19 protein-coding genes, 1 tRNA gene and 1 riboswitch are annotated in these 24,335 nt (G+C 35.2%); of the genes, 6 read left to right on the forward strand and 14 right to left on the reverse strand.

Translation table 11 applies throughout. The features are described from left to right. The first annotated feature begins 382 nt into the window (after positions 1-382). Positions 383-495, forward strand: a riboswitch (yybP-ykoY riboswitch). 85 nt (positions 496-580) lie between these two features. Next, a complete protein-coding gene (gene mntP / locus ACNARN_RS03465; RefSeq protein ID WP_109374204.1) occupies positions 581-1,168 on the forward strand; it encodes a manganese efflux pump MntP in 588 nt (195 codons plus the stop codon). A 91-nt stretch (positions 1,169-1,259) separates the two neighbouring features. Here mntP and rlmA read toward each other — a convergent pair whose 3' ends face one another. Next, positions 1,260-2,075 (reverse strand): 23S rRNA (guanine(745)-N(1))-methyltransferase, encoded by an 816-nt coding sequence (gene rlmA / locus ACNARN_RS03470; protein WP_416304156.1) that lies wholly within the window; start codon positions 2,073-2,075, stop codon positions 1,260-1,262. 146 nt (positions 2,076-2,221) lie between these two features. Then, positions 2,222-2,635 carry a phosphate-starvation-inducible protein PsiE gene (gene psiE / locus ACNARN_RS03475; RefSeq protein WP_023581865.1) on the reverse strand — a complete coding sequence of 138 codons (414 nt, stop codon included), beginning with the start codon at positions 2,633-2,635 and terminating at the stop codon, positions 2,222-2,224. A gap of 235 nt (positions 2,636-2,870) precedes the next feature. On the opposite strand from psiE, the gene ACNARN_RS03480 reads away from it, so the two are divergent. Then, the gene (locus tag ACNARN_RS03480; RefSeq protein WP_368887839.1) at positions 2,871-3,317 is read left to right on the forward strand and encodes a universal stress protein; all 447 of its coding nucleotides are present in this window, start codon (positions 2,871-2,873) and stop codon (positions 3,315-3,317) included. Positions 3,318-3,508: 191 nt separating this feature from the next. Here ACNARN_RS03480 and ACNARN_RS03485 read toward each other — a convergent pair whose 3' ends face one another. The 3 genes from ACNARN_RS03485 to cycA all read right to left on the reverse strand — a co-directional run bounded on the left by ACNARN_RS03485 (position 3,509) and on the right by cycA (position 6,564). Further along, a complete protein-coding gene (locus ACNARN_RS03485; RefSeq protein WP_198621009.1) occupies positions 3,509-4,327 on the reverse strand; it encodes an MBL fold metallo-hydrolase in 819 nt (272 codons plus the stop codon). Positions 4,328-4,541: 214 nt separating this feature from the next. Next, positions 4,542-4,976: a universal stress protein gene (locus ACNARN_RS03490; protein ID WP_100160390.1), complete on the reverse strand. Its 435-nt coding sequence runs from the start codon at positions 4,974-4,976 to the stop codon at positions 4,542-4,544. A 175-nt stretch (positions 4,977-5,151) separates the two neighbouring features. Continuing rightward, positions 5,152-6,564, reverse strand: coding sequence for a D-serine/D-alanine/glycine transporter (cycA, locus tag ACNARN_RS03495; protein WP_198621008.1), 1,413 nt, complete (start codon positions 6,562-6,564; stop codon positions 5,152-5,154). Positions 6,565-6,823: 259 nt separating this feature from the next. On the opposite strand from cycA, the gene ACNARN_RS03500 reads away from it, so the two are divergent. Then, positions 6,824-6,899 (forward strand) — tRNA-Lys (locus ACNARN_RS03500). A 236-nt stretch (positions 6,900-7,135) separates the two neighbouring features. On the opposite strand, the gene ACNARN_RS03505 is transcribed toward ACNARN_RS03500, so the two are convergent. The 6 genes from ACNARN_RS03505 to ACNARN_RS03530 form a co-directional block, all read right to left on the reverse strand. After that, positions 7,136-7,825, reverse strand: a complete 690-nt coding sequence (locus tag ACNARN_RS03505; RefSeq protein WP_368887841.1) for a molecular chaperone — start codon at positions 7,823-7,825, stop codon at positions 7,136-7,138. Between the two features lie 2 nt (positions 7,826-7,827). Further along, on the reverse strand, positions 7,828-9,207 hold the full coding sequence (locus ACNARN_RS03510; protein ID WP_232797463.1) for a fimbrial protein: 1,380 nt from the start codon (positions 9,205-9,207) through the stop codon (positions 7,828-7,830). Beyond that, positions 9,204-11,732 (reverse strand): fimbria/pilus outer membrane usher protein, encoded by a 2,529-nt coding sequence (locus ACNARN_RS03515; protein ID WP_311748651.1) that lies wholly within the window; start codon positions 11,730-11,732, stop codon positions 9,204-9,206. Before ACNARN_RS03515 ends, ACNARN_RS03510 begins: the two co-directional genes overlap by 4 nt. Before the next feature lie 16 nt (positions 11,733-11,748). Then, on the reverse strand, positions 11,749-12,474 hold the full coding sequence (locus tag ACNARN_RS03520; protein WP_198625739.1) for a molecular chaperone: 726 nt from the start codon (positions 12,472-12,474) through the stop codon (positions 11,749-11,751). 63 nt (positions 12,475-12,537) lie between these two features. Continuing rightward, positions 12,538-13,068 carry a fimbrial protein gene (locus tag ACNARN_RS03525; protein WP_198621004.1) on the reverse strand — a complete coding sequence of 177 codons (531 nt, stop codon included), beginning with the start codon at positions 13,066-13,068 and terminating at the stop codon, positions 12,538-12,540. A 615-nt stretch (positions 13,069-13,683) separates the two neighbouring features. After that, positions 13,684-14,130, reverse strand: coding sequence for a DUF6386 family protein (locus ACNARN_RS03530; protein ID WP_232797464.1), 447 nt, complete (start codon positions 14,128-14,130; stop codon positions 13,684-13,686). Positions 14,131-14,442: 312 nt separating this feature from the next. Between ACNARN_RS03530 and ACNARN_RS03535 the strand changes: the two genes are divergently transcribed. After that, positions 14,443-15,291, forward strand: a complete 849-nt coding sequence (locus ACNARN_RS03535; RefSeq protein WP_198625740.1) for a hypothetical protein — start codon at positions 14,443-14,445, stop codon at positions 15,289-15,291. A gap of 226 nt (positions 15,292-15,517) precedes the next feature. Then, positions 15,518-16,348 carry a hypothetical protein gene (locus ACNARN_RS03540; RefSeq protein WP_198632217.1) on the forward strand — a complete coding sequence of 277 codons (831 nt, stop codon included), beginning with the start codon at positions 15,518-15,520 and terminating at the stop codon, positions 16,346-16,348. Positions 16,349-16,459: 111 nt separating this feature from the next. Here the strand turns inward: ACNARN_RS03540 and putP are convergent, their stop codons facing one another. Next, a complete protein-coding gene (gene putP, locus ACNARN_RS03545) occupies positions 16,460-17,944 on the reverse strand; it encodes a sodium/proline symporter PutP (protein WP_109374192.1) in 1,485 nt (494 codons plus the stop codon). 463 nt (positions 17,945-18,407) lie between these two features. Here putP and putA point away from each other — a divergent pair, with 463 nt between their 5' ends. Then, positions 18,408-22,376, forward strand: coding sequence for a trifunctional transcriptional regulator/proline dehydrogenase/L-glutamate gamma-semialdehyde dehydrogenase (putA, locus tag ACNARN_RS03550; protein WP_416304157.1), 3,969 nt, complete (start codon positions 18,408-18,410; stop codon positions 22,374-22,376). Between the two features lie 436 nt (positions 22,377-22,812). On the opposite strand, the gene fliZ is transcribed toward putA, so the two are convergent. Both fliZ and ACNARN_RS03560 read right to left on the reverse strand, forming a co-directional pair. After that, positions 22,813-23,343: a flagella biosynthesis regulatory protein FliZ gene (fliZ, locus tag ACNARN_RS03555; protein ID WP_088495242.1), complete on the reverse strand. Its 531-nt coding sequence runs from the start codon at positions 23,341-23,343 to the stop codon at positions 22,813-22,815. 58 nt (positions 23,344-23,401) lie between these two features. Beyond that, the gene (locus ACNARN_RS03560; RefSeq protein WP_036912728.1) at positions 23,402-24,124 is read right to left on the reverse strand and encodes an RNA polymerase sigma factor FliA; all 723 of its coding nucleotides are present in this window, start codon (positions 24,122-24,124) and stop codon (positions 23,402-23,404) included. Positions 24,125-24,335: the final 211 nt, after the last annotated feature.

Raw genomic sequence — 24,335 nt, forward strand, 5'->3', positions numbered from 1 at the left:
AATATACATTTGAAATTAAGCAATCTATCTTTTTATAATTTAAAACTTTTTATTTTTATATATTAAATTTCATCACTAAATATACTTATTAAATATAGGCTCATTTAATATTCATTTAATTTTGAAGGAAATAGAGCTTATAATTTTTAGGTGTACTCATTTCTATAAAATATTAATTTCTTATTATAAAAATAATTAAAACCCATTATTTATTATATAGTTAATAATTCATCATATTGAATTTTATCATTTTTTTAACATTTAAAGATCGTTTAAAATATATTTAAAGCAATCTGATTTAATAATGATAATTATTATCAATATCATCTTTGAAATATAATAAATAATATGTTGCCTTTCGAAAATAATATGTTATCTTCTGCACCAAGTCATTGGGGAGTAGCCTGTCTTAAAATAAGAATAATTATTTTAAGAAATCTGTATCAACATACTCGCTTATTTTCATCTAGCGTGGTGCAGATGCCGTAATACGGTTGGCAAGACCATAGACACATAATTGTACTTCTTTGGTTGGGGGTCAATTGTGTGTATATGGAAATACCCCAACCGAGGCTTTATTATGAGTTTCTACGCTACTATCATTCTCGCCCTTGCCCTTTCTATGGACGCATTTGCTGTTGCTGTCTGTAAAGGAGCCACATTACACAAACCTCGTTTTCGCGAAGCACTCCGCACTGGATTTATATTCGGTATTATTGAAGCCAGCACACCCGTTATTGGTTGGGCGATAGGCTTATATACTAGCCAATATATTATTCAATGGGATCACTGGGTTGCCTTTGGATTACTGTTTGTTCTTGGTAGCCGGATGATTTACCAAAGCTTAAAACGTGGCGATGATTGTCCTTGTGAAGAAGAAGCCCCACAACGCCACGGCTCACTGTCTTTAATCGCCACAGGTATTGCTACAAGCCTTGATGCAATGGCAATTGGTGTCGGTTTAGCGTTCCTTCAAGTCAATATTGTTCATACCGCAATGACGATTGGTATGATGACCATGATCATGGCTACGCTGGGTATGCTAATTGGGCGCTACATTGGCCCAGTACTTGGAAAAAAAGCAGAAATTATTGGCGGGATCGTATTAATTGCTATCGGCTTTAATATTGTATTCGAACACTTAGAATTATTTATGTACGCCAAATAATCGCTAATAAAGCATATTAAAAAGCTTAGGTTTGAAATATCACGACCTAAGCTTTTTTATTAACTTAATAAAATATTGTTATTTCACATTATTAAGCATGACGTTGATAGACTCGAATTAAAAAGTCTGTTTCACATTCAAAGTTTTTACTTTCCGCTAATGTCTGTTTTACTTCTTCGCTTGCACGCCATGCAAACGGCGTCATTTGTAATAAATCAAAAGCCTGCTTACCGTTTAAATTCATCATATAAGCAACTTGATGTTCAGACACTTTATTAAACCCATCAAAATGTTCTTCTTTTAATGGATGAAGATGTACTTCTGAATAAATCAGTGCTTTTAACTGATAAAGGTGACGAGGGGCTGGTGTAGCAGTAATAATATAACCATTGTGCACAATGACTCTTGCTAATTCATCACTGTTACAGGGGGCGTAAATACGCACAACCGCATTTAAAGAAGCATCACAAAAAGGTAAACGTTGACTTGAAGCTACACAAAAATGAATGGATGAATAACGTTTAGCTGCATATTTAATTGCAACCTTAGAAACATCTAAGCCATAAACTTGTGAATTATGTAATTTTAGATTTTGATAAAATTGATTGGTGTAATAACCTTCACCACAACCAATATCCAATACAACACTGTTATCTTCAGGCAATAATGTTTGTATTAACTCAGCCACTTTATCTCGCATTGGCTGGTAAAAACCTGCATCTAAAAACTCACGGCGTGCGTTAATCATTTCAGCACTATCACCAGGCTCTTTTGAGCGTTTAAATTGCACTGGCAACAAATTGACATACCCTTCTTTAGCACAATCAAATTGATGATTATTTTCACAGACCCAACTGTGAGCTTGAAGAGAAAGCGCCTGATAACATAATGGACATTGATAAGACATAGTAATATTTTTGTATAACCCAGAATAGAATTGGGAGAGATAATAACATACCTCTCCCAATCTTGCGGAAAACCTTACTCTTTATTTTTAATCTTAAGTCATGCTTTCTATGCTGAGTAGCTTACTAAGCACAACTTATAGGCGAATTAAGTTCGTTTTAGTTTTTCAGTGTTAGCGATAAATAACGCAATAACTAACAACAATATTGCACCTGATTGAATTAGCGTATCAACGGAGTCTTTATGCTCAACAATAATGAGTCGTACTATTGCTGTTATTCCGATATAAATAAAATACCTTAATGGGAAATGCCCACCAGATAAAAAATACTTAACAATAAGTGCAATAAACTCAAAATAAAGAAAGTAGATCAAAATACCTTCTAATAATTGATAAGACGACTCTTCTGCACCTAAATTAAATAATAATGAAGCAATTACATATGTTTCTTTGATAAGAAAACTGACCAATACAATCGCTAAAATAAGTAACCCAATATTAAGCACCCACTGTAATATAGTGGCAATACATTTCAGTAAGTCTTCGCTTGATTTTCTCATATAAACTATAACCTAGTGGGATCATTCCGTGATGTGTAAAAACAATAAAAGATCTATTAGACAATTTTACTAAATTTTAATGGATTTACGCATTCACCACACCATTTTTTTATCTTTTAGAGCCAAAAAACCAAGAATAATGATGCAATAATCGCAATATTTACTTTTAAATTTCAACTTGTAAGCCGATTTACTTATACTTAATTTAAGGGCTAATTTATTGAAAAGGCACACTATGGCTAACAAATACCTCGTTGCAATTGATTTATTAGAAGATAGCAGAATTCAGCGCATGATCGAAGATATTCACTTCCTAGCTAGGAAACCAGAAAATTATTTCCATTTCATTACAGTTATGCCTAATTTGCGCTCTTTAGAAGCTTATGGGCTTAATTGTGACAGCTCGTCGGTCATTGAGAAAAAGCAACAAGCTTTAGTTTTATTGACTGAAAAATTAGAGCAATGCGTAAAACAACAATTTAACTTACTCAAAGAGCAATACCAATGCCATGCCGTTATTGGTACGCCTAATTATAATATTCTAGAGTTAGCAGATAAAATTGATGCAGATACCATTATTATTGGTTCAAGTTCTCGTAATAAACGTAATATTTTACTGGGTTCGACAGCGGATTATATTGTAAACAATACGTCGCGTTCAGTAATGGTTATCCGCAAGTAAAATCACCAAAACACTTTCCTTTTGGCAATAAAGTTATATTATTTATTGCCAATAAGTATTCGACTATTCTCTTCATTATAAATAGCACTAAATGCACTTTAATTTTTTTGTTTCAATAGCTTATTTTGTTAGAATGCAAACCAAAAAAACAAAAATTTCGTCTCTTTCAATAGACTTCGTTCTATTAAATACTACTCAAAAGATAAAGATTGTCCTGCATTGAAATCTTTCGCATTAAGATATTTTCGCCCTAATACCCCAGTGCAATGGCATCCATACACATCAATATTTTCATCTATGGCTTTTTTAGCACGCTGTAAATCAAATGGTGTTGCACAACGTAAATGCAATCCCCCGACAATCGCTTGAATTTGGTTATTTCCGGTTATTTTTTTCGCGTGCTCAATGATAGATTCAATACCAGAATGACTACAACCAGTGATAATCACTAGGCCTTTTTTTCCTTGCCAAACAAGAAAACTATCATCAAGAACATAATCATCTTCTTCACCTGATTCATGAATAATAACACCATAGCGTTTATTCACTTGACGTTGAGTCACTTGTCCCGAATAGATAAAACTTTTTTCGATTACTAACGGTGCTTGTGTTAATTCAAAAGAAAACTGCGCTTCGAGTTTTGCTCGATCAAATAAAGGTGCTAAACGTTTAAATTTAATATTTTTATTACCTAAAAAAAGGGCTGAATAACGAACAGAAAATAAATGAGGATGGGCGATAATTCGTGGTTTATGGGTGAAAAAATCTGCTGACAAATGTGTAAGTCCACCAAAATGATCATAATGCCCATGAGACACAACAATCGTTTTCAATGTGGTTAAATCAATACCCATTTTTTTTGCATTTGAAATAAAGGTAAGGTCTTTTCCAGTATCAAAGAGAATTTTAGCTTGGCACTCATCATCTTCTAACAATAATGATAAACCAGGATAATGGTTAAGTTCAGGATTAATCGATTTGTTTTCTAGTAATGCGGTGATCGTTAACATAAGGATTTTTTAATTATTATCAGGAGATAACGTAATAGTAATTAAAAAAAGAATTTGTTCCAAATATAAAAGCTGCTGATTTGTGCGATTGCTTTACCTTTTTAATCGCATAATCGCTGTTACGTGTGAACAAAACATAACAGCGATATCACTAAACTCTGCAAATATTCTTATTTTTCACTTATAAACACGTTAGAGTTATCTTACGGCTCTATTATCTTACTACCATAACAGAACGTTTTGCATAACGTGTAATATCTGCGGCGGTTGAACCGATATGATAAGAATCATCTTCAGGATTATGCGAACCAATCACAATTAAATCCGCATTCACCTCATCAGCAATCTGCAATATTGCATCTCGTGGTGTACCAATACAAATGTGAGTTTGCATTCTGTCATCAGGTAAATCAAAACGTTCGATTATTTTTTTAAGCTCTTTTTCCGCTGACGTTTTTAAGCATCCTTGATCTAATTGATCGCCATTCATAACAAGTCGATAATAAGAAGATTGTGGAAGTTTAGGTAACACATACAAAAAGTGAACATAAGGATCTTCATTTTTTGCAATATTTTCCACTAACGGAATTGCTTTGTTCATCAGGTTATCTTCATCAATATCAATGGGAACCAAAATATTCTTATACATACCGTCTCCTTTTATTTTAATTGTAGGATAGTGTATTTTTAAAAAATTGCTGGATATAGTTAACATATTCTAAAAATATTTTAACTCACTTGAATGACACCTAATTTTTAATTAAAAAAATAGCCCTATCATGGATTGATAAGGCTATACATTTAATAAAAAAAGAATGCGTAATTTATTTTTCTATTGCCATTTTTTGTTTACGTTTTTTAACGTACTGATAGCCAATTGCTAATGCAATAAACCATAATGGAGTCACACTTAATGCTTGGCGAGTATCATGTTCAAAAGCGAGTAGCAACGTCATAAATGCAAAAAATGCAAGACACAGCCACGACATAATAATTCCCAAAGGCATTTTATAGATAGACTTTTCATGCAATTGTGGGCGTTTTTTACGATATGCCAAATAAGAGCATAAAATCATACTCCAAATAAACATAAATAATAACGCAGAGACTGTTGTTACCAAGGTAAATACGTGCATAACATCAGGAATAAAGTAGATTAATATAATTCCACATGACAAACATAAGCTAGTAAATAACAGTCCATTGGCAGGTACTGCACGTTTAGATAATTGGCTAAACTGTTTTGGTGCTTCGCCTTCTTTAGATAAACCGAATAACATTCGGCTTGTGGAAAATATCCCACTATTTGCAGAAGAGGCTGCTGCCGTTAATACCACGAAGTTTACTAAACTTGCAGCTGCGGGTATTCCTATCATAACGAATAACTCAACAAATGGGCTTTTATCCGCCAAAATAGAACGCCATGGAGTTACCGACATGATAATTGCTAATGCTAATACGTAAAAAGTAATAATACGGATAGGAATAGCATTGATAGCTTTCGGCAAGGATTTTTCTGGATCACGAGTTTCTGCAGCCGCAGTCCCGACTAATTCAATCCCAACAAACGCAAAAATAGCAATTTGGAATCCAGCAAAAAATCCACTTAACCCTTTAGGGAACATTCCCCCATCATTCCAAATATTCTCTAGTGCTGCTGTATGTCCTGCTGGCGATTCAAACCCAATACTGATAAGAACAATACCAACAATAATTAAAGAGACAATTGCGGTTATTTTTATCATGGAGAACCAAAATTCCATTTCTCCGAAGAGTTTGACTGTTGCTAAATTTAAAATAAGCAATGTCAGCACACAAATAAAGGATGTTCCCCATTCAGGAAAATTAGGAGCCCAATAACTAATATAGGACGTTATAGCGACGATATCGGCAATACCCGTAATGACCCAGCAAAACCAATAAGTCCAGCCGACAAAAAAACCAGCCCACGGCCCTAATAAATCACCAGCAAAATCACTAAATGACTTATATTCTAAATTTGATAACAACAGCTCGCCCATCGCTCTCATCACAAAGAACAAGACAAAGCCAATTATCATATAAACAAAAATAATTGATGGTCCAGCTAACGAAATGGTTTTCCCTGATCCCATAAATAGACCAGTACCGATAGCACCACCAATAGCAATTAATTGAATATGACGATTTGTTAGCCCGCGCTGTAGAGTGGCATTTTTCACTCTAGCGGGAGGAGAAATTTCTGTTTGATCTTCCATACAATACCTGAAGTGTTTTCATATTTTCGATGTTGTTTTTACCGCTATTTTATTTTTTGACGCGGTAATATGTTTGCGAAATTATTGTGACACAAATCTCAGTATAAGTAATGAAAAGATCACTTTTAGTAAAATGAATGATGCTTTGATAACCAGATAAGATCCTTTCTTTAATTTAATCGGCGATATTTTATCCATTAAAAAAAAATCAAAATAAGCACTTGACCATCGCATTTGAGAGGAGAATAATCAGCGCATCGGGTTGTTAGCTCAGTCGGTAGAGCAGTTGACTCTTAATCAATTGGTCGGGAGTTCGAGCCTCCCACGACCCACCAATTTTAAGCTGATAAATCAGACATTTATGCCACTTAGTAATAAGTGGCTTTTTTGTATCTGAAAGAAAGTGGCGACAAAATGGCGCATTTATCTTAATCTAGAAACTCAAAATAATACGGTAATTAAAAAATAACATTGGCTTATATTTCATTCAATTTTTATAATTAATGAGACTAATTAAAACAAACAATTAGTCTAATTTAATTACATAATCCAATACAAACCACCAGCAAATCTACTTTATCTCTTTTTTATCTTTAAATTCGCCACCAAAATCATCAATAAGAATATAGCTAATTTGGTTTATTTGACTGTTTTCTAATGTAATTTGTTGTTTTGAAAATGGCGCTATCATAGGAATGAGAATATTAGGATTATTTTCGCCAGATGCTGATTTAATGGTGACATAAAAAGGTGTCGGATTTTCAATTGTTAACTGTTTATCTGATCTCGTAAAAACAAGAGCGCTACTGACATCGGAAATCACCATAATTAAATCATCAGGGCGATAGAATACTTTTACTTGTAATCTGACAACGACATTAATTAAACCTTCATCATATTTTTTGTTCTCAGGCTTAGGCATGATTTCATATAAATTAAGCCAGTAAAGTGTCTCTTTCTCTTTATCTGTATTGGTAAATTTATTAATTACTCGTACTCGTTGTGATTCACTCGGTTTTAATTGTAATACTGGCGGTAATGATAAAGCGGAAACATCAGTTATGGTTTCTGGAGTATTTTCTGGATTACCATCATCCACCCATGTTTGAACCACCACAGGAAACTCACCATCATTCTTTATATTTAAGGATGCTTCTCTGTCTGAATGATAAAGGATCACTCTTGACCCCTCTAATGCTAAATTCGCTTTGGCGATAAACGAAAAACACAGTAACAGAATAAAAATACTGATCCTTTTCATATTTATTGCACCTGTATAATTACTTGTAATGTCGCATTAAATTTACCAGCAGTTATTTTCTCTCTCGGTAACGCTTCTAATGAGGCATATAATGTTTTAGTTAAATCGGCAATACCATTATTATATGAGACTGAACTAGCATCATCATAAATAGGATACCAACCATAACCCTCACCTTGCCCTTCATTAGCTAATGTTGATAACAAGTTTAATGGCATACCTGATGGGCGATATATTCTTACACCAACCCCTTTTGCCATATTTGAGTCAGTACCATAACCGTCTGTCACTAAATGGGTAATTGCGGCACCATTAGGTACTGTTAATCCTAATTCAATTGCCTTGTTAACATTTGTAGGTCTAGGTAAAAATCCCATTGCAGTTTGCCCTGCTCCCGTTCCGCTGGAAATATTACTCATGCCATCGTTCGCAGGTGGTGCTAATTGACAATAAAAATCAATAGTAATAGGTAAAGTCACTTTTTTGCCACTTGCTAACTCATTAATAGTGACCAATGGGAATGAAACATAAGGCGTAACATTTCGTACAAAACAAGTAGACGCATTACGAATATAAATACGACGAGACATATTTACAGCAGCAGGCCAATAAGCATAAAAGCCATGATAATTTGTAGCGTGATCTGTACCATCTTTTAATAAATAAGAGAAGTTAGAGCTTTGAAAAGCGATATAACCTGCTGGTTGGTTAATAAACGTAATTAGCCCGCTACTTGATTGTGCGGGTGGCATATCACTTGTTCTTTCATAGTTAATCTTAAATAACTCCACTTCCATATTAGAGAAGTCTTTTGCTTTTACTAAGATCCACCCTTTGCTATCTCTTTCTAAATTTGTTAATGGTCGCGATTTCCAATAGCGGCTATAATATTCACCCGTAATAGTATTTTTAATACGGATACCTAATCCTCTTGCAAGACTAATATATGTTTCTTGTAATCCTAAAGCTGGATTAACTAAATTTTTGCCACCATAGTTATAATCACCATTCGTTGAATAAAATTCTCTTAACTTTCCTTCCTCATCGGCGGTGCAACGAAATAATATTTGTTCAGGATCATAAACTTCATAACCCGCCTCAAAAAAAGAGACAAAGCCACTCGCCACTAATGTACCCGGAATTTGAAACTGATCGTTATTAACATTAATTACTTTAGGCGTACTTCCCATTGATCCTGAATCATCCCGCGCGCCTTGCCAATTTTTCGCTGAACCTTTACCAGGCTCAGTATAAAGTACACTATTGGGATTCGTCGTCGTGGTTGTTATTTTATAACATGTTGCCGAAGCTAAATAAGGAAATAGCATCAACGCTAATAAAATAGAGAACTGACAAGAAAGTAAACAGCGATTTAATTTCATAAGCATTGACCTGATAATAAAATGAGTTTATCGGCTTCTTTTTCTTCTGGTATTGAGTAATCGATTTGGCAGCTATCTTCATCTTTACCGACGGTCAGTGTCCCTTTTTTATTTTCAACCCTGACATAAATCTGGTTACTTTGCCCCACCATGCCAACAATGTGCTTATCTTTATCATAAACATTTTCACCTAATGCCAATGGACTTTCAGGCTTAACCGAAATCAATACAGGATATCCGACTTGGGTTTTAAAAACGATTTTGGTACTTGAACCTGAATACGGTGCTATTTGTTTAGTATTTTCCAGTAGCTCAATATTATTATTTCTAATATTTTTCCCATCCAAACTAACATTGTTATATTGATAAGGAACAAGGGAAGGCACAATAGCATAACCAAAAGGATCAATGCGTGCCCCCATACCATTACTCACACTCGCACCACTTGCACCCTTTGCTTCCACTAAAGCAAAAGAATCACTAATACGAGGCCCTAATGTTACCCCGCCACTGTGTGCAACTAAGGCACCTTGAATACCCACACTGCCTTGAGTGTAATGTTTACCATTAGAGATACTGCCTGATAACGTAGTAAAAGGAAGCTGTTTAATTAAATGCAAACCACTGCCCACCGCTCTATTTTGTGTGTCGTAATCTGCATTTACACTATAAGAAAGTGTTTTATCTTCCCCTAAAAGTCCTGATAAATTCGTTTGGTAACTTGAATCATCACTAGAATGACTAGAAGATAATGATAGCATTGGTGAATAATCAGAGCGTCCTAATGGCATAGAAACAGATAACATCACCATATCTTCCGATATCGGATCGGTTGTTATTGATGTAAAAGTATTATTTGCCGTCATTTGCCCCGTTTTTTGGCGGCTATAAGCGAGGCTATAAGCAATATCTTTATAGGTATTGGAATAACCGATTTGATACTGGGCATCATGTCCTTTATTACCATAATAATTACTGATAGAGCCTGAAATATAAAGTTGCCCCCACTTATCAAGAGACTGATTAACACTCAGTGTAAACTGGCTTTCTTGATTATAACTATTGGAATTCCATTCCATGTCATTGCTTGCACTTTTTCTCAATCCCAAGACATCATTATATTCGCGGAAATTCTCTGTTGAATATTTATAACCTGCGAGTGTAATAACGGTATTGGTTGGGCTAAAAGTACGGCTATAACTAATACCTAATCGTCCACCTTGATAATTATTACCGCCGACTTCAGCATTTGAAAAAGCCGAATTAAAACCTATCGCCCCTAATTTTGTAGCAATAACAGAGCCGACAAATACTGCCTGATATTGATGACCTACACGCATCCCTGTATTTAGCGTTACCGTATTATTCACACCATATTGCAAAGCGATATCTGAAAAATAACTATTTTCTGAACCAAAGTTATTCACTTCACCCGCAGTAAAGTTATATTTAAAGCGACCAGCCCTTACTGACTCAGGTAATGCGGTAAATGGCACTGTAAAAGAAGAAACTTTGCCATTACTTTCGTGGATTTCGACTAATAAATCCCCTTCATAACTGGTTGGATAAAGGTCGTTTATTTCAAATTGTCCAGGTGATACCGTTGTTTGATAAATTTCAGTGCCGTTTTGTTTTATCACTACACGGGCGGTAGTCGTCGCAATACCACGAATAACAGGTGCATAGCCTTTTTGAGAATCTGGCAACATTCTTTCATCAGACATTAATTGAATACCTTTAAATGCCAGACTTGAAAATTGTGCGCCTGTTGTATAAATATCGCCGACAACTAACATCGATTTTAATGTCAGTAACGGCTTTTGTAGATAAGTTCTTATCCAATTAAAGTCACTATTACTTCCCGATTTTGATGAATTATAAGAGTAAGATGCTTGTTGACGAAATTGCCAAGTTCCCAGATTTACGCCCATATTGACACTACCAAAACCATAGTCTGAAGTTTGTCCGTTCGATTTATTCTTATAGTAATTACCCGAATAATTGGTGAACAACATGGTGTTGCCCGCATCTAAATCGTCTTCATTGACATAGCCTTGTGGTCTTCGTTTTAATAAGATTTGAGGCACTGCAATCATTATTCTAAAGTTAGAAGCATCAAACGAATCTACAATGTTTGTATTAATTTGGTTTAATACTAAACATTGACTATTATCTTGACTGATCTCGTTATCCAGCAAGATCCCCATTTCATCAATTTGTTGTTGATTAAAACAAGGTGTCACTTTACCTTTATCATTTAGTTGAAAACGCACAGTTTTTCTTTCAAAAAAACGATTATTAATGTAGATGTCAACATCATAATCACCAGGCTCCACATAATTACTATCATGAAGCTGATTAATGTTGATATTATTTTTGCTACCTAATAATAAAGAAGGATCAAATTCATAATCATCAGCAAATGCAGAAGTCATTGATTGAATAAATAGAGAAAATGAGCCGATTAAGAGTACGACTTTTATTCTATTATTTAATTGTGCTGTGCTTTTTTCTATGACTTTCATTTCAATGCCATTTTTATTAATGAATTAAATCTGTCATGCTATTTTGTCCACCTAGATCATTAAGGTATTTATAGGTCATTTTATCGGGTAAAAATGAAAGCTTTCCGCCATTTTCAGCGACTAATATCTCCGTTGATAACGGAGAAACCATAGTTGATTTAAATATAAATTTTTGTCCCGAAGCATTAGTGGCCTCAAGTTGTGCAAATGACACAAAGAAAGGTGAATCATTTTTAACTTTTATATTGCCATTACTTTCTTTTGAGAAAGATATTTGTTTCTCGATATTATTTAGCTGCGAGACAATCGCTGTTGGGCGATAAAATATTTTTAATCGATGATGCACAATAACCGTAAAGCTATTTCCTTCTTTTATATCTTTATTCAAATCTTTAGGTGGGATCTGTGCTACGTTTAAATAGAAAATAGATTCTTTATCTTGTGGTAAACCTTCACCAGTATAAATTAATCGCGCGTCTCTCCCTGTCTTAGGGTCGATACGAAACACGGGGGGTTGAATAACAAAAGGCGCATCTGCATTATCTGGGGTCGAATTAGGATTATTTTTATCCGCCCATATTTGCATAATGTAGGGAATTTCATCGTTATTCATAAACTTTAAAACTTCAAAGCGTGAATCCGATGAATAAACAATACGTGTTTTTAGCATAGTGACACTAGAATATGATGCTGTGCTATAACTTAAGAAAAATACGGCAATTAGCATTATTATTTTTTTCATTACTTATCTTCCTCTTATATAAATAGAAAAATGTCTCCTTTATATAAAGGAGACATATAAGCATTATTGATAAGAGATAGAGTACTGCACACTACCTTCTACTTTACCTGCTGTTGCAACATCATCGGCATAATAACGTACAGCATAATCATAAGATGCTGATTTTTCGTTTGCTTTTAATACTAAACCTTCGTTACCTACACCAGTTAAATCAATTTTGGTACCTGTTTTCGCAGGATCAATAATTTCTAAGCTAACATTGTTATTTGCTGCTGTATTACCAATACGACCTTCTGTTGTCAGATTATTAGCAATAAAAATGGTTTTAATATTTGTATCTGTTGGTTTAGACCCAGTACAACCACTCACTGCGATAGTAAATGGTGTTTGTCCTGCAGTTTTACCTGCTGTGTCTAATGCTGTAACAGGAACAGTAGGTAATAAAACAACAGGAAGTGCAGAATTACCATTAACAGTTACAGTACAAGTTTCATCAGAAACTTCACCTTGGAAACGAATGGTATTATCAGAAGCTGCAAAAGCGGTAGAAGAAAAAACACCTGCTATAACAGTAGCAAGAAGTATTTTATTCATAATAAAACTCTCCGGTAATATATCAAAATAAGACTAGTTTATTGTATTGGTAATATAAAAAGGCGAACATGAAATAAGTTTATTAATAACCTTATTTCATGTTTATTACGTACTAATATTTAAGTATGTATAATTATCAGCTTATTTACTCATAAAATGCAACTAAATTCGCCGAGCATAGATGTTAATACGTATACATTTTTCGATTTTAAGTATATTCTTATAATCTAAATATGACTATTACGTATTTTTGGTAAAATATTTATTAATTTTATTAGGATTAATATTAAAAATTATATTAATCCAGTTCAAATTGATATTTGTCATTTTCAATAAAATAAGAACAATAAATTTAATAAAACCTTTCCCATTCTTTATTTTATTATTGAAATATTATTTTTTCTTTTAGTGAAATTTAAACCATCTTAATTAATTAAGATGTAGTTAATTGATTAACTTTATTTATAATTACCGTATTCGTTATATTGCACTTAACATAACCATGTTTTTTTAATCTACATTTATTAACTTATTAATAAAGTACAGGAATGGCGCTTTAAATAATAGTATTTTTAAATTGTTATTATACCTTTATGTTACCATTTATATATTCCTTTAATATAAACGTAAAACACTCTCAAATTTATTTATTTTCACTTTACTGTAAATAATAGAAATAAAAAGTAGGCTATTTACCTTTTTTAATGATACATCATAATATCCTACTGGAAGAAAAATAATCTCTCCTGCACGATATTGTGGATCATCTGGCTCTAAATTACCGCCAGTTGTATCCTCTCCTGCACCAATAAAAATTTCACCTGATGGACAATGTATGTTTATTTTTACATCTGGATCTTCAATTTTATCGCATAGGTTAATAGTGTAAAAACCATCATTACCCAAACCAATAAATGCGATATTACCTTTGTTCATTTCATTTAACTCATCATCAGGTATGCTCCACCAATCTGCTGTATCTGATTTTCTATGCCGGATCGCTTGTAAATCAAAAATGGCCAGAGTTGCCGTATCAGTCATAAAAGAAAATGCGTTTAACATATTCATGCCCCAAAAAAACAATTCTGATCGTACCAAAATATTTTTCTTACCTTTATGTATTGTTTAATTATATAGGATTTTATCTATACTAGACCTATATTTTATGTACTACTTATACGCTAAATAATTTGCAACAACTTGAATATATGCAAACAAATACTCTAAATAATTCAAGTTACAGCTAGGCGACAAGTGAATGAGTCACTAGGAGCATACATAAGTATGTGACTAGTGTGAATGAACATAGGCAACAACGCTGTAGCTTGAAGTATGACGAGTAGCGCTGTAGCTTAAAATATGACAAATATATACATGGACGGTCTTATGAAATTACAACAACTCCTTATCTCTCTTTCCCTTTATGCGGTATCCTCATTGCCAGCAATCGCTACGTCGACTCAATGTACTGATATTGAAAAACAAACCAATATTGCTAATAGCAATATTATATTGCTCAGTTCTTACAACGGCCCTGTTAAATCAGTCACGATGACAAGCTCTATACCCCATGACGGGCGTTTTAAAGCACTAAAAGGTGAAATTTACTTTGATGAATGTGGAAAGTTATTGAAAGATAGCACATCAATGCAAGAGTACTTTGAAGGTAATGTAGAAACTAATTTAATAAGAACATTACCTAATAATCCTTCTGTTATCCGATATCAATTTCAGATAAAAAATGCCTATGGCTCACACTCTATCTACATGCAAGAAACCTATCATAAAGATGGACAGAACCGGTTCAACAAAAAAATAATTCAATATTATGCAAATGATGGCGCTTTACTGGATACAATCACCAGCCAATTCGACTATAAAGATGGGCGCATTATTAAAGAAACGAGTAAATCGTCTGATCCTACAACTGAGACTATCACAACAGAGTACATCTATAATCCTCAAGGAAAACTACAATCCGTAATAGAAGACGGTAAAATAAATGTAGAGTATCAGTATGATCCAAAAGGAAAAGTCGTTACTCAATCAAACTATATCAAAGGCGTTAATGGAGAAGATAAAGCCTTTATCACTACTTGCCTTGAATGGGACAAATTTGCTAATTGTTCAAAAGAGGAACTTGAAAGTACGATTAAATTTAATGATGAAGTGATTAATTTCAGTAAAGCCATGCTTCATAACGAGTTTATTTACTACGAATAATATTTACATTATATTTTTGTATCAAATTTAAGTTAATAATATAAAAATCAGACTATCAAAAATAGACTGGTTTTTATATTTATTACATATCTTCTTATCTATGGTTAGATACTTCTTCGTGATACTTTCATTAAAAAACAATTTGTGTAAAACTACTTAAATCAATTAATGATGAATATGCTTTATAGCATGTTCTCTTTTAATAAAATTTAAGATGACGCATTATATGAAATTATCACTTCTTTTTATTTTTTCTCTATACACACTTTTTATTTCACTCCCAGTATTTGCGACATCAACATCTTGTAAAGATCTACAAAAACAGGTGAACCAGTCTAATAATATGCCCACTCTGTTAGAGTTTTATTATGGGCCTATAAAATCAATCATCATCACTAGTACATTACCTGAAAAAGGTCGATTTAAAGCCTATAAAGGTGAAATACAATTTGATGAATGTGGCTCTCTTACTAAATTTGATTCTTCTACGCAAGAATATATTCATGAGCGAATCGAAACAAATCTTGTAAGAATGTCAACACCTTATAATATCAAATATAAATACCAGCTAAAGAGCTTACACAAGATCTATACTCTCTATCTGAATGAAATATATGGTAAAAATAGTCAGAACCAACTAATAAATAAAACTTCTCATTTCTATGATGGAGATGGAACACTCATAGGAACCGATTTTTCAAAAATTGTTTATGATGGCAATAAGATTGCATCAGAAACAATTATTGAATCTAGTGCTGAAAATCAAGGAAGTACAATATATTATTCTTATGATAATAAAGGCCGCCTCTTAAAAGCAATTGATAATAATGAAGTAATGTTAGAATTTAATTATGGTGAAGATGATAAAATCTTACATCAAACGCAAATATTTACGAGTTTGTATGACGATATAAGAGAGTATGATAGTACTTGCCAAGAATGGGATAAATATAATAATTGCTTAACATGGAATATGGTAAGTGAAGTTAGAAAAGATGACACAATAATCGATACCAGCACAGCAATTGTATATAATAAATTTGAATATTATGAGTAAGTTACTAGTATTATAAATTATACTCTCTTTTAAATTTATAATGAATTTACATAACAAAGGCCACCTTATTAAATAAAGTGGCCTTTTATTGTTCTAATTTTCTATATTTTATTATGTATTACGATATTGAGTTTCAGCTTCATCAAAACGTTGTTGGTTTTCTTTACTCGGCTCTTTACCCATTAAACTGATGACAACGATAGCGATAGAGGCAAAGATAAAACCAGGAATTATTTCATATAACCCAAACCATTTATATTGCATCCACACTAACACGGTTAAAGCACCAATCAACATTCCAGCAAATGCACCATTACGAGTCATACGTTTCCACATTACAGAAATGAGGATCACAGGGCCAAAAGCGGCACCAAAACCAGCCCACGCGTTACTCACTAAATCAAGCACCTTATTGTTTGGATCACGCGCTAAGAAGATTGCGATTATCGCAACTAATAACACCATGCCACGCCCTACCCAAACTAACTCTTTTTGGCTCGCACTTTTACGAATAAATGGCTTGTATAAATCTTCAGTTAACGCACTTGCACAGACTAATAATTGACAGCTTAATGTACTCATTACCGCAGCTAGAATTGCAGACAACAGAATACCAGCAATCCATGGATTAAAGAGCAGTGAAGCCAGCTCCATAAAAATACGTTCATTTTTAGCTGTTACAGCGCCAGCTTGTGCTGGATTCATTTCAAAGTAAGCAATACCAAAGAATCCAACCGCAACCGTGCCACCTAAACAGAGGATCATCCACGTCATACCAATACGGCGTGCTTTACGAATAGTTTGATTAGAATCAGCCGCCATAAAACGTGCAAGAATATGAGGTTGCCCAAAATAGCCCAATCCCCATGCTAATAACGAAACAATCGCGATAAAATCAAGCCCTTTGAACATATCCAAATAAGATGGATCTTTTGCTTTAATGATAGCAACAGAAGTATCAATGCCGCCCACTGAGAAAATAACAATAATAGGTGTCAGGATCAGAGCAAAAATCATTAAAGTCGCTTGAACGGTATCTGTCCAACTTACAGCAAGAAAGCCACCTAAAAAGGTATATGCGATAGTTGCAAGCGCACCATAAATCATCGCTTCGTGATAAGGAATATGAAACGTAGACTCAAACAGCATTCCACCAGCAACCACGCCTGATGCACAATAGATAGTAAAGAAGGTAAGAATAACTAACGCTGAAATGATACGTAGCATTTTGCTTTTATCATCAAAACGCGATGTCAAATAATCGGGCAACGTTAATGCATTATTATTTTTTTCAGTTTGCAAACGTAAACGCCCTGCAACTAAACGCCAGTTTAGCCACGCGCCTAAACAGAGTCCAATAGCTATCCAACTTTCTGAAATACCAGCGAAAAACACCACGCCAGGTAATCCCATTAATAACCAACCACTCATATCTGAAGCACCCGCTGACAACGCAGTGACTACACTGCCTAATCGCCGACCGCCAAGAATATAATCATCAAAGTTTTTTGTTGAACGATAAGCAAGGTAGCCAATAAAAAGCATACCCAAGATATAGATCGTAAATGTAATTAGCATTGGCGAAGTTAAAGCCATAATTGCAGTTCTCCATAAATCTGTTTCCGATCATCGGTATGCTTTTGACTTGTACAGGAACGTTGCACTTCGTTGCGCATTAATGATCTTTTCAGTTTTTAATTAAAATAATTTCTTACAGCAACAGATAAAGCATTCACATCAATCCTAGAATAGGTTAACTGCATTTAACAAGAAATTAACGTTTAAATGTTTAAATTTTGTATATGACTTCACACTATTTGTCTTAATTCGAAGGTGTATTATAAATATAAACATCAACAAAATAAATATAATTTATTGATTTATATATAAATATATAGAGAAAATAAATTAGATCACTTTTAATCACCCACAAAACCTGACTACTTTCACATTATTTATAAATAAATTGTTAACAATGTTGCACAAAGTTGCAACATGAATGATATTAATAAAAATAACGGGTAACTGTACTTGTGAATTAGAATATGAGGAGCACTGCATGAGTAGCACAACAATGGGTGTTAGACTTGATGAAGAAACCCGCAATAGATTAAAAGAAGCTGCACAGAAACTAGATAGAACATCGCATTGGTTAATTAAACAGGCTATTTTCAATTATCTAGAACAAGTTGAAAATAATCAGGTTAATCTTGGTGACTCAACATTTACAGAGCAAGATATTGATGAAAGCATTGAAACACCAACCGCTCATTATCAGCCTTTCTTGGAGTTTGCTGAACATATTCATCCTCAATCAGTTTTACGCTCAGCAATTACTTCTGCTTATCGCACCCCTGAAATACAAGCAGTACCGATGCTCTTACAACAAGCGACCTTACCTGAACATGAGGCACAAGCAACGCATAAATTAGCCTATTCCATTGCCGAAAAATTACGTAAACAAAAAAATGGTGTTGGACGCTCAGGGTTAGTTCAAGGTCTATTACAAGAATTCTCACTTTCTTCACAAGAAGGTGTTGCCCTAATGTGTTTAGCAGAAGCTTTATTGCGTATTCCAGATAAAGCCACGCGTGATGCACTTATTCGTGACAAAATTAGCCACGGAAATTGGCGTTCACACGTAGGCCAAAGCCAGTCTATGTTTGTGAATGCGGCTACATGGGGCTTATTATTCACAGGTAAATTAGTTTCTACACATAATGAAGAAAAACTGTCTAACTCTTTAAATCGCATTCTCACCAAAAGTGGCGAGCCATTAGTCCGCAAAGGCGTTGATATGGCGATGCGCTTGATGGGTGAACAATTTGTGACCGGAGAAACAATTTCTCAGGCTCTTGCTAATGCGCGTAAATTAGAAGAAAAAGGATTTAGCTATTCTTATGACATGTTAGGTGAAGCCGCTTTAACTGAAAAAGATGCCCAAGATTATTTAGTCTCTTACCAACAAGCAATTCACGCCATTGGTAAAGCCTCTAATGGCAGAGGTATTTATGAAGGCCCGGGAATATCTATCAAGCTTTCAGCATTACATCCTCGTTATAGCCGTGCGCAATATGAACGTGTTATGTCTGAACTTTACCCTCGCCTACTTTCATTAACATTACAAGCAAAGCAATACGATATTGGTATTAATATTGATGCAGAAGAAGCCGATAGATTAGAAATCTCTCTCGATTTATTAGAAAAACTCTGTTTTGAGCCAGAATTAGCCGGTTGGAATGGTATTGGTTTTGTTATTCAGGCCTACCAAAAACGTTGTCCCTTAGTCATTGATTATGTGATTGATTTAGCACAACGTAGTCGTCGTCGCTTAATGATCCGTTTAGTAAAAGGCGCATATTGGGATAGTGAAATTAAACGTGCTCAAATTGATGGGCTTGAAGATTATCCTGTCTATACCCGCAAAGTGTATACCGACGTTTCTTATCTTGCTTGCGCAAAGAAATTACTGTCTTCGCCTAATTTTATTTATCCACAGTTCGCAACTCATAATGCGCATACTCTTTCTGCAATCTACCATTTAGCTGGGCAAAACTATTATCCGGGTCAATATGAATTTCAATGTTTACATGGTATGGGCGAACCTCTCTATGCTCAGGTTGTAGGTAAGATAGCTGAAGGTAAATTAGGTCGTCCTTGCCGTATTTATGCCCCCGTTGGTACTCATGAAACGTTATTAGCTTATTTAGTGCGTCGTTTATTAGAAAATGGCGCTAATACTTCATTTGTTAACCGTATTGCTGATACCACAATTTCGTTAGATGAACTGGTCGCCGATCCTGTTAAAGAAGTCAATAAAATGGCTCAAACAGAAGGTCACGTTGGACTTTCTCATCCTAAAATTCCACTGCCTGATAAGCTTTATGGTGATGAGCGTAAAAACTCTCAAGGCATTGATATGTCGAATGAACACCGTTTGGCATCTCTCTCTAGTGCCTTGTTAACCTCAGCAACAGAAAAAATGCACTGTGAGCCAATACTTGGTGGTGAATTTAGTCAACCAGAAACATCATTAATATCTCAATCAGTACTAAACCCAGCAAATCATGCCGATATTGTAGGAACTGTCCGCGAAGCAACGCAAGCTGAAGCTGATTTTGCCTTAACGATAGCTCAAGAAAATGGTGAGATTTGGTTTGCAACACCACCAGCAGAACGCGCTGCGTTTTTAATTCGCGCGGCTCAGTTAATGGAACAACAAATGGGCTCATTAATGGGGATCCTCGTTCGAGAAGCTGGCAAAACGTATAACAATGCGATAGCTGAAGTACGAGAAGCAATAGATTTTCTCTATTATTATGCCGCTCAGGTTGAAAAAGACTTTGATAACAATACCCATCGACCTTTAGGCCCTGTGGTTTGTATTAGCCCTTGGAATTTCCCATTAGCAATATTCAGTGGACAAATTGCGGCGGCATTAGCGGCAGGAAATACCGTATTAGCCAAACCTGCTGAGCAAACTCCGCTAATTGCCGCTAAAGCAATTGCGTTATTTCATCAAGCAGGTATTCCTCGCGCTGCATTACAACTATTACCAGGGCAAGGCGAAACGATTGGCGCACATTTAGTTGCTGATGAACGTGTTCGTGGTGTGATGTTTACTGGCTCCACCGCTGTTGCTCATATTTTACAAAAAACACTAGCGGGTAGATTAGATAGTGAAGGTCGTCCAGTTCCTTTAATAGCCGAAACTGGTGGCTTAAATGCCATGATTGTTGATTCTTCGGCACTCACTGAGCAAGTGGTAACCGATGTAATGGCCTCCGCTTACGATAGTGCGGGTCAACGCTGCTCAGCATTGCGTATTTTATGTATTCAAGAAGAAGTTGCTGATCACACAATTGAAATGCTTAAAGGTGCGATGGCTCAAGCAAATATTGGCGACCCAAGTCTTTTATCAACCGACATTGGTCCAGTTATTGATAAAGAAGCAAAAATAGGTATTGACCGCCATATCCAAGCGATGCGCACTGAAGGACATTCTGTTTATCAAGCGACTCATAATAGTTTGCCGAAACACATCGAGAGCAATAGTACTTTTGTTCAACCGACTTTAATTGAGTTAGATAAAGTCAGTTCACTGAAAAAAGAGATCTTTGGTCCTGTTTTACATGTTGTTCGCTACGCAAGCCAAGATTTGCCTACTTTATTAAATGAGATTAATTCCACAGGTTATGGTTTAACTATGGGAGTTCATACTCGTATTGATGAAACTATTGCGTATATTGCTACTCATGCAAAAGTAGGAAACTTATATGTAAACCGAAATATGGTAGGTGCAGTGGTAGGTGTTCAGCCTTTTGGTGGTGAAGGATTATCAGGTACGGGGCCTAAAGCGGGCGGGCCTGCTTATTTATATCGCTTATTATCTAAACGCCCTGAAAATGCGACAACACAAACTTTATCGCGCCAAGATGCTTATCTCCCTCTTGATACTTCAATGCGTAATAGTTTGTTACAAACCTATCATAACTTTATGGCATGGTTAGTGAACAAAGTTGAAAAAACACATTATGCTGCATTAGAAGATTACGCTACTGCCTCTCAGGCTGGTACATTGCGTGTATTACCAGGTCCGACTGGTGAACGTAATACTTATCAGTTAGTTCCTTGTGGCAATGTACTTTGCATTGCAGATAACGAAAAAGATGGCTTTAGCCAAATAGCAGGAGTATTAGCTTCAGGCTGTCATGCCATTGTGGTTAACAGTGCATTCTCGCAAAAAACATATCGTGAATTACCGGATGACGTTAGGAAATCTATCACTCTTATTGATAAATGGGATGATGATTCAGTTAAAATTAACGCCGTTATTTATCATGGTGATTGCGATCAACTTAAAGAAATTTGCCAGAAAATAGCGCAACGTAAAGGTGCTATCATTTCAGTACAAGGATTCGCTAGAGATGAGACAAATTTACTGTTAGAACGTTTATTACACGAGCGAGCCCTCAGTATTAATACAGCCGCAGCTGGAGGCAATGCAAGCTTGATGACGATTAGTTAATTACCCCCTCTCTTTCTCTCCTTATCTTTGAGACCACCTTTAAAGTTTGTTTTCTTAAAGGTGGTTTTTTCTTTTGTTACTCCATTTTTTCTAAAGAGATAGCCCAAAATATTATTTTTTTGAATGCTGTGACTACTCTCACTCTTTTTATATTTATTATTCGCGACGAGTTAGTTTCGTAAATATACTTACGCCCAAGTCAACCTAGAAGTTGATTTAATTATATCTTTATGAATACCTGAAACTTGCGCCCCACTGTGGGCGCTTTTTTTTATCTAAAAATAGGTTATTAGTGCAAATATCCTTATTAAAGGATAAATAAAAGACTTTTTTAAGATAAGAGGAAAAGCAGAAAGGTAAATAAAGTGTGATTATCAGCAACAAAAGAAAAAGGAGTAGGCTAGGCTACTCCTTTTAAGGTCTCTCTTGAGCGCAATTAGTGACTGCTACTCATCGATGGTGGTTCTTGGCACCAATCGAGATATTGCTCATACTTACGTAGCGCAATGTTGTAGTTACTAAATGCAGAGGGAGTGAGCTTTTTACTCAGGTCTGACTGAATTTTCTCTGTCGTAAATTCTTGACGCGGAAAATTAGTTGAAGTCAGTAATTCATCGAGCCGACGTAAACGAACCACATACTCACGAACAGTACTGTGGCTCATCTCCGTTTGTTCAAACAAATACTGCTTAAAAGACATAATGTCAAAGTAGTCAGTTTCACTATTACAGTAAATCTCACTACAGAAACGACATAGCGCAGAAAACTTCTCTTGTAACGTTTCCCACGTTTCATCATCAACTAAATCTGTCATTTCAGAAATGGCTTCTTTATTGATGACTTGGCGATTGAATACGAGAGAGATCCGATCAAGCGCCTTGTGGCAATGTAGACAATGAGTCTGGCTGTGTTTATAGTCTTTAATGTAACGGCTTAGCGGCCGTTTCTTTTGTGTTGAAACAGACATAAGAGATAAAGCCCTGTGTTGTAGTCTTAATAAACAAAAACAAAAATAAGCAAAACTTCTATTTCTCTGGGTTTAAGCGTGCTCGCAGCCTTTTTATGGCTTGGCTGTGTAGCTGGCTCACGCGGGATTCCCCGACATTAAGCACTGCGCCTATTTCTTTCAAATTAAGTTCTTCCTGATAATACAGTGTAAGAACCATTTTTTCCCTTTCGGGAAGCAATTCTATCGCGTCTATGACTCTTTGGCGAATATCACTTTCTAATAACATCTGTAATGGATTGTCATCATGATCTTCGTCTTGAGACGGTTCACAGCTTTCACCGTAAATTTCATGCCATTCGTCATAAGAGAACAATTGGCTGTTATTCGTATCCAATAGGATCTGCCGGTATTCTGCTAACTCAATCTGCAAATGATCAGCAACTTCCTGTTCTAATGGGGGTCGTCCTAGATCCTGCTCTAATTGATGAATAGAATGGGTAACTTCTCTTGCATTTCGGCGCACACTGCGTGGCGCCCAGTCGCGACTGCGTAGCTCATCTAACATTGAGCCACGGATACGTTGAACAGCATAAGTGGTAAAGGCAGCGCCTTGCATTGAGTCATAACGCTCAACCGCGTTTAATAACCCAATTCCACCTGCTTGCAAAAGATCATCCAATTCAACACTCGCAGGTAACTTGACCTGTAATCGTAATGCTTCATGGCGAACCAACGGGACATATCGCTCCCAGAGGCTATTTTTGTCCATCACGCCTTCGGCGGTATACAAATCACTCACAACAAAAGACACCTTTGGATAAAAGACCGGAAACCATTATCTGGCTAAATAAATTTAGCAATCGACTGAACAGTGAAGCAAAAGCGCCTCTTTTTCACCTATGCCAAATTTTCAGTAAAAATCGGGTTTTCATTGATAAATTAATTTGTCATTGCATTACGAGAACTACTTTACCCTAAAACATTAGTGACTAATCCTTAGAAAAACCGTT

The organism is Proteus sp. TSJ240517, from assembly GCF_047921575.1.
Lineage (GTDB): Bacteria > Pseudomonadota > Gammaproteobacteria > Enterobacterales > Enterobacteriaceae > Proteus.

What these genes read in the sequence shown, in the direction of transcription:
- mntP (WP_109374204.1), top strand. Translation starts at nt 581, where the DNA reads ATGAGTTTCTACGCTACTATCATTCTCGCCCTTGCCCTTTCTATGGAC.
- rlmA (WP_416304156.1), bottom strand. Translation starts at nt 2,075, where the DNA reads ATGTCTTATCAATGTCCATTATGTTATCAGGCGCTTTCTCTTCAAGCT.
- psiE (WP_023581865.1), bottom strand. Translation starts at nt 2,635, where the DNA reads ATGAGAAAATCAAGCGAAGACTTACTGAAATGTATTGCCACTATATTA.
- ACNARN_RS03480 (WP_368887839.1), top strand. Translation starts at nt 2,871, where the DNA reads ATGGCTAACAAATACCTCGTTGCAATTGATTTATTAGAAGATAGCAGA.
- ACNARN_RS03485 (WP_198621009.1), bottom strand. Translation starts at nt 4,327, where the DNA reads ATGTTAACGATCACCGCATTACTAGAAAACAAATCGATTAATCCTGAA.
- ACNARN_RS03490 (WP_100160390.1), bottom strand. Translation starts at nt 4,976, where the DNA reads ATGTATAAGAATATTTTGGTTCCCATTGATATTGATGAAGATAACCTG.
- cycA (WP_198621008.1), bottom strand. Translation starts at nt 6,564, where the DNA reads ATGGAAGATCAAACAGAAATTTCTCCTCCCGCTAGAGTGAAAAATGCC.
- ACNARN_RS03505 (WP_368887841.1), bottom strand. Translation starts at nt 7,825, where the DNA reads ATGAAAAGGATCAGTATTTTTATTCTGTTACTGTGTTTTTCGTTTATC.
- ACNARN_RS03510 (WP_232797463.1), bottom strand. Translation starts at nt 9,207, where the DNA reads ATGAAATTAAATCGCTGTTTACTTTCTTGTCAGTTCTCTATTTTATTA.
- ACNARN_RS03515 (WP_311748651.1), bottom strand. Translation starts at nt 11,732, where the DNA reads ATGAAAGTCATAGAAAAAAGCACAGCACAATTAAATAATAGAATAAAA.
- ACNARN_RS03520 (WP_198625739.1), bottom strand. Translation starts at nt 12,474, where the DNA reads ATGAAAAAAATAATAATGCTAATTGCCGTATTTTTCTTAAGTTATAGC.
- ACNARN_RS03525 (WP_198621004.1), bottom strand. Translation starts at nt 13,068, where the DNA reads ATGAATAAAATACTTCTTGCTACTGTTATAGCAGGTGTTTTTTCTTCT.
- ACNARN_RS03530 (WP_232797464.1), bottom strand. Translation starts at nt 14,130, where the DNA reads ATGTTAAACGCATTTTCTTTTATGACTGATACGGCAACTCTGGCCATT.
- ACNARN_RS03535 (WP_198625740.1), top strand. Translation starts at nt 14,443, where the DNA reads ATGGACGGTCTTATGAAATTACAACAACTCCTTATCTCTCTTTCCCTT.
- ACNARN_RS03540 (WP_198632217.1), top strand. Translation starts at nt 15,518, where the DNA reads ATGAAATTATCACTTCTTTTTATTTTTTCTCTATACACACTTTTTATT.
- putP (WP_109374192.1), bottom strand. Translation starts at nt 17,944, where the DNA reads ATGGCTTTAACTTCGCCAATGCTAATTACATTTACGATCTATATCTTG.
- putA (WP_416304157.1), top strand. Translation starts at nt 18,408, where the DNA reads ATGAGTAGCACAACAATGGGTGTTAGACTTGATGAAGAAACCCGCAAT.
- fliZ (WP_088495242.1), bottom strand. Translation starts at nt 23,343, where the DNA reads ATGTCTGTTTCAACACAAAAGAAACGGCCGCTAAGCCGTTACATTAAA.